The sequence below is a fragment of the Synechococcus sp. H55.2 genome, assembly GCF_047462495.1.
GTDB lineage: Bacteria > Cyanobacteriota > Cyanobacteriia > Thermostichales > Thermostichaceae > Thermostichus.
Window position 1 is genome coordinate 1 of record NZ_JANSJH010000091.1, and the last position, 4,357, is coordinate 4,357.

The following is a 4,357-nucleotide window of genomic DNA, read 5'->3' on the forward strand; positions in this document are numbered from 1 at the left end:
ACCATACCGCGACCACCGACATCTACAATATCAGCTTCGTCCTCAGCGTCAGCTCTTTATAAGAGTGTGGGTGTGGGCTGGGGCTGCACAATGGCCAGGGCCTCTTCCGCTTTCAGCTCGCCGCGGATCAGCTTGGAGAGAGTGTCTTGGCCGCCGGGGGTGTAGGTGATCTCGCGGGCAGCGCTGTTGAACACGTTGCGGATGGGATCCCCTTTGCTGTCCACCAGTTCCACCACCATCACATTGCGACCGGGCCTCAAGCCCTTCAAGTAAAAAGACTCCCAGCGATCCAGCAGGCCAGATTGGCCGTTGAGGGTGTAGCGGATGCGCCAATCCCGCGGCAGGTCGGTCAGCAGACTCTCGCGTACCGGGGCGTTGGCCAGCCAAAAGTCCACCAGGATCGGCTCGGCACCGTAGCTGCCGGTGGGGCGGTTGTAGGTGAGCAAAGGCAGGTGCGGCTGCGGCACGTATTCCGGCGTAGGCGCTAGCACATGGAAGCTGACTTGGGCGTAGGCCTCGGAGTTTTTAAAGCTCTCGTGCCAGGGCTTGCCGGCAAACACCCGCAGAGTATGGGATCCCGGCTCCAAATCCTCAAAAACAAGGGGAGCATCGGCATCGTAATGGGCGATGTAGGGCCGGTTGTCCAGCACTACGTGCAAATGGGGGCCGAGGCCCAGTTGCGGATCCTTAAAAAGGGGGTACCCCTGCACTGCAAAGCGAACGGTTACTTGCCGCTCCGACAACACCTCACCCGGCTTAGGGCTGAGGATCTGCACCCGCGGACGGCAGTGCTCCAAGTGGGCATCCAGCTTGGCAATCTCCGGCGGCACTGGTACCCGCTCGAGCTGAGGTAGCTGTTCCTGGGGCTGTTCAGGCGGGGATCCACCGCAAGCGACCAGCACAAGAGCTGCCACCAGAGCCATCCACCATCCCCATCTCCAGGTTCTGGCCTTTCCCGCGTGTCCTTGCATGAGCCTCACATCCCAACACTTTCGGTATCCTGCCGAGCAGCAGATAAGCCATCCCCACATTACCAGCATGTGTCCTTTGGGGAAGATCCCCTCCCCCACCCTAGAATGGGATCAGCGGTCTGGCCCAAGCGGGGTCAGGAGAACTTTTGAGGTCAGGTATGGCTTGGTTGGCGATAACGGCTTTTGCAGGCTTGGATCTAGCTCAGTGGCAGGCTTTGCTCAACAACATGGCCTTTGCTGTCTGTTTGGGGGCCATGCTGTTTTACTGGGGGGGGGCAGCGTTTCCCCAGGTGCAGCTTCTGTCTGAGCTGGGCTTGGCGGGGATGATCGGGGCAAACTTGACGATCGCCGCCCTGCTGACGGCCCGCTGGATCGATGCCGGCTATTTCCCCTTGAGTAACTTGTACGAGTCTTTGTTTTTCTTGGCCTGGGGGATCACCACCTTGCACCTGCTGGCTCTCCACTGGACTCGTAGCCGTTGGGTGGGGGTGACGACCGCCCCGCTGGCGACAGGCATTGTGGCCTTTGCCGCCCTGGCCCTGCCGGAAGATATGCAGGCGGCCCAGCCACTGGTGCCGGCTTTGCAATCCAACTGGCTGATGATGCACGTAACTGTGATGCTGCTGGCCTACGCAGCCCTCTTGGTGGGATCCCTTTTGGCCATCACTTTTCTCATCGTCACCCGCGGCCAGGAAGTTCAGTTGAAGGGCAACTCCCTCGGCCTGCAATTTCGCCCCTCTCAGCCTGCAACCCACCCGGAATGGACAGAAGCCACCCTGCCATCTCCTGCTGCAGAACTGGTCTACGCCGGGATCCGCTCCCCCCGACCGGCTGAACCTCTTCCCCAACCGGCACCCAACGAAGCGATCGCTTGGCAACGGCTGAGCCTGGCGGAAATCTTAGACAACACCAGCTACCGGCTAATCGGGCTGGGGTTCCCGCTGCTCACCATCGGCATCATTGCCGGCGCCGTCTGGGCCAACGAAGCCTGGGGTACCTACTGGAGCTGGGATCCCAAAGAAACCTGGGCTTTGATTACCTGGTTGGTCTTTGCCGCCTATTTGCACGCCCGCATCACCAAAGGCTGGCAGGGCAGGCGCCCCGCCCTCTTGGCCAGCTTGGGCTTTGGGGTGGTTTGGGTGTGTTATCTGGGGGTGAACTTTCTGGGCAAAGGCTTACACAGCTATGGCTGGTTCTTCTGAGATCTCTCGGGCCAACAAATCAACCCCCGTTTGTGGGTATTCTGGTGCTGGCAAGCCGTCGTGGATCCCTCGAAGGAGAAAATCATGCAACTGTTCAACTACCTGATCCTGTTCTCGGCCCTCCTGGGAATCGCTCTTTTTGCCATGCAAAACGCCACCCCGGTCACGATTAACTTCGCCCCCGGAGTCAGCATCGAAAGCCCGCTGGTGATTGAACTGTTGGCTTCTGCCGGGATCGGGGCCGCCCTTGCCTGGCTGTATAGCCTCTGGATGCGTGTCCAGTTCAGCATCGAAGCCCGCGAAAAAAATCGGCAACTGCAGGAGAAGGAAGTCACCATCACCGAGCTCAAGGAAATGGTGGTGGAGCTGGAAGCCAAAGTCAAGCAACTGCCCCCCAGCAAGCGCGCCGAACCCCAAGAGGACATCCAGGAGGTGAAAGAAGTGGCCACCGAGGGATCCCCTGCCTAGAACTGCCCCGTATGGATCCCGTCGATCCCCAAGCGGTTGGGGTAGAATTGAACTTCTGCTTGCTTCTCTCACCAGCTCATCACTTCCTATGCAGGTCACACAAGAAAAACGCCCTGGCAGCCGGGTTGGCCTCAAAATCGTGGTAGAAGCGGACCAGGTGAAGCGCTCCTACGAAAAAACCTTGCGCCAACTGGAGCGGAATATCCAGATCCCGGGATTTCGCAAGGGCAAGGCCCCCCGCAACCTGGTGATGCGCCAGGTGGGCCGTGAGCGCATCATGGCCAGCGCTGTGGATGACTTGATCAACGAGGCCATCCAACAGGCCTTCCAGGAAACTCAGCTCACCCCCATCAGCCGCTTCGAGCTGGATGAGGAGGTGGGGCAGCTCTTGGCCCAGTTCAACCCGGAAGCCGATTTCAGCTTCTCAGGGTATGTGGAGGTGTACCCCGAAGCCCGCGTCGGCCAATACAAAGGTCTAACCGTCACGGCCACCCGCGTCACCGTCAAGCCCGAACAGGTCGACCAGCTCATCGACCGGTGGCGGGATCAGCGGGCCACCCTCCTGCCCGTAGAAGATCGGCCCGCCCAGTTGGGGGATGTGGTGGTGATCGATTTTCAAGCTCGCGACGCCGAGGGCAATCCCCTGGAGGAGATCGCCGCCCAAGACTTTCAGTTGGAGCTCAAAGAGGAGAACTTCATCCCCGGTTTTGTGGCGGGCGTTGTCGGCATGCAGCTCGACGAAACCAAGGAGATCACAGCCACTTTCCCCGACGATTACTTCAGAGAAGAGTTGGCTGGAAAAACGGTTACCTTCACCGTCCATCTGAACGAGATCAAAGCCAAAGAGCTGCCCGAGTTGAACGATGCCTTTGTGCAGGAGATCAGCAACTTTCAGACGGTGTCCGAGCTGCGGGAACACCTGCAAAAGCGCCTCGAACAAGATGCTCTGAGACAATCTGAGGAAAACCTGGAGACGGCCATCCTCAACGCCATTTTGGAAACCACCGAGGTGGATCTGCCGGAGACCCTAGTCGAGCAAGAAACGACACAACTGCTGGCCCAAAGCCTTCAGTCGCTGCAGCAGCAGCAAGGGGTCACGCCGGGAGAGATCCGCAAGCTCTTGTCCCAAATGCCGCCCGAAACCCTTAACCAGTTGATGGAGCGCTACCGGCCCGAGGCCATCAACCGGCTGCGGCGCACCTTGGCTCTCAGTGCCATCGTCCGGCAGGAGCAGATTGCCGTAGGCCCCAACGAATTGGAAGTCGAAGTGGAAGAGGTGATGGCGGCCTATGCCCAGCAAGGGCAGAAGCTGGATCGGGAGCGAGTACGCCAAGTCGTTCACGAAGATCTTCTGACCAACAAAGTGATGGCCTGGCTGAAGGCTCAGACCACAGTCAACTGGGTCGATGGCGAGGGGAATCCCACCCAGGCGCCCACTTCTTCGGCGAGCTCAGAACAGAGGGTTACAGTGCCAGAGGCGGAGTTCGAGTCCGAGGGGCCAGAGGCAGTGGCAGCCTCTTCAGAGACGGCCACGGACGCCGACGGAGAAGCGGCAGACGAACCGACTCTAGCTGTAGAAGTATCCCCTGCCGAAACTGTCTCCGCCTCTGCGGTCGGCTCGGAACTCGAAGTGACAACCCCGGTTGAGGAGACAGCAGAAAAGCCCAAGCCAAGCAAAAAGGGCAAAAAAGGCAAGTAAGCGAACAACCAGGTCTG

Annotated in this window: 4 protein-coding genes; 3 read left to right on the plus strand and 1 reads right to left on the minus strand. The window is 59.5% G+C overall.

What is annotated here, in order from left to right:
- Positions 1-56: 56 nt before the first annotated feature.
- Positions 57-923: a hypothetical protein gene (locus NW844_RS10425; protein ID WP_414335439.1), complete on the minus strand. Its 867-nt coding sequence runs from the start codon at positions 921-923 to the stop codon at positions 57-59.
- Between the two features lie 239 nt (positions 924-1,162).
- Here NW844_RS10425 and ccsB point away from each other — a divergent pair, with 239 nt between their 5' ends.
- From ccsB to tig, 3 genes are all read left to right on the plus strand, one after another.
- The gene (gene ccsB, locus NW844_RS10430; protein ID WP_414335454.1) at positions 1,163-2,173 is read left to right on the plus strand and encodes a c-type cytochrome biogenesis protein CcsB; all 1,011 of its coding nucleotides are present in this window, start codon (positions 1,163-1,165) and stop codon (positions 2,171-2,173) included.
- An 84-nt stretch (positions 2,174-2,257) separates the two neighbouring features.
- A complete protein-coding gene (locus tag NW844_RS10435) occupies positions 2,258-2,641 on the plus strand; it encodes a LapA family protein (RefSeq protein WP_414335441.1) in 384 nt (127 codons plus the stop codon).
- 88 nt (positions 2,642-2,729) lie between these two features.
- Entirely contained in the window at positions 2,730-4,340 is a 1,611-nt protein-coding gene (tig, locus tag NW844_RS10440; RefSeq protein WP_414335443.1) for a trigger factor, read from the plus strand.
- Positions 4,341-4,357: the final 17 nt, after the last annotated feature.